Origin of the sequence: Mucilaginibacter sp. SG538B (assembly GCF_013376065.1) — a bacterium.
GTDB lineage: Bacteria > Bacteroidota > Bacteroidia > Sphingobacteriales > Sphingobacteriaceae > Mucilaginibacter > Mucilaginibacter rubeus.
Genome location: NZ_JABMJI010000022.1, coordinates 1 through 1337, shown reverse-complemented (window position 1 = coordinate 1337; position 1337 = coordinate 1). Strand labels below are relative to the sequence as shown.

Here is a 1337-nt window from a genome sequence, read left to right as displayed (position 1 = left end):
CAGGATGAGCTATTAACCCGCTTCCAGGGAGCTGACGTTGACTACCCCCGCGGGGAAACCATCGTAACCCTGTTCGCCGAACAGGTCCGGCTCGCGCCCGAAAAAATCGCCGTCGTCTTCGGCGACCAGCAGATGACCTACCGCCAGCTCGATCAACTCTCCAGCCAGCTCGCGCATTTCCTCATCAAAGCCGGGGTGGGCCCCGACACCCTCGTTCCCATCTGCCTGGAACGCAGCATGTCCCTGCTGACCGGCCTGCTGGGAATACTAAAGGCGGGGGGCGCTTATGTCCCCGTCGATCCCGACTACCCGCAGGAAAGGATAAACTATATGATCCGGGATACCGCGGCTACCATCGTCCTGACCGATGAGCAGAGCAAGCACATCCTCCGGGAGTATAAAGGCACCCTCCTCAGTATCGATGGTGACTGGCAAACCGTCAGCAACGAAGCATCCTTCCCTCCTGACACAGCCGCCGGCCCGGCCAACCTCGCCTACGTCATATACACCTCCGGCTCTACAGGTAAACCCAAAGGCGTACTCGTCGAACATCGAAATGTCGTGAGGCTATTCATGTCTGACGCACCTTTATATTCATTTTCCTCATCAGATATATGGACTCTTTTTCATTCTTTTTGCTTTGACTTCTCGGTATGGGAGATTTTCGGGGCGCTATTTCACGGTGGGCGTTTGGTGATCGTCAGTAAAGAAATGACAAAGGATGTTATAGCATTCGCGAACCTAATATCAGCCGAAGGAGTAACCGTTCTCAATCAAACCCCGGGAGCATTCTATGTTCTACAGGAGGAGATCTTATCGAATTACAATACCTTAGCTCTCCGTTACGTGATTTTTGGCGGTGAGGCGTTATCTCCGTCTAAGCTATACTCCTGGAAAAAACAATATCCGGATTGTCTACTTATCAATATGTACGGCATCACAGAAACGACTGTTCATGTTACCTATAAAGAAATAGATAATGAAGCAATATCTAGAAAAATAAGCAATATCGGTAAACCAATACCGACATTATGTTGTTATATCTTAAACCGCTCCGGCCAACCGCAGCCCATAGGCGTACCGGGAGAACTTTTTATCGGGGGTGCAGGTGTCAGCCGGGGCTATTTGAACCGGGAAGAGCTGACCGCGGAGCGTTTTGTAAACAACCCGTTCGGTGAAGGCCGGCTTTACCGAACCGGCGACCTTGGCCGCTGGCTTGCCGACGGCAATATCGAATACCTCGGCAGGATGGACGACCAGGTTAAGATCAGGGGCTACAGGATCGAGCTCGGCGAGATCGAAGCCGCTGTACTCGCATTTGAGGGTATCCGCGAAGC

At 52.2% G+C, this 1337-nt stretch carries 1 protein-coding gene; it reads left to right on the top strand.

Annotated features, from left to right (window positions below):
* Nucleotides 1-1337: non-ribosomal peptide synthetase (locus FHW88_RS29980; protein ID WP_176629136.1), on the top strand; the 1337-nt coding region annotated here is incomplete at both ends.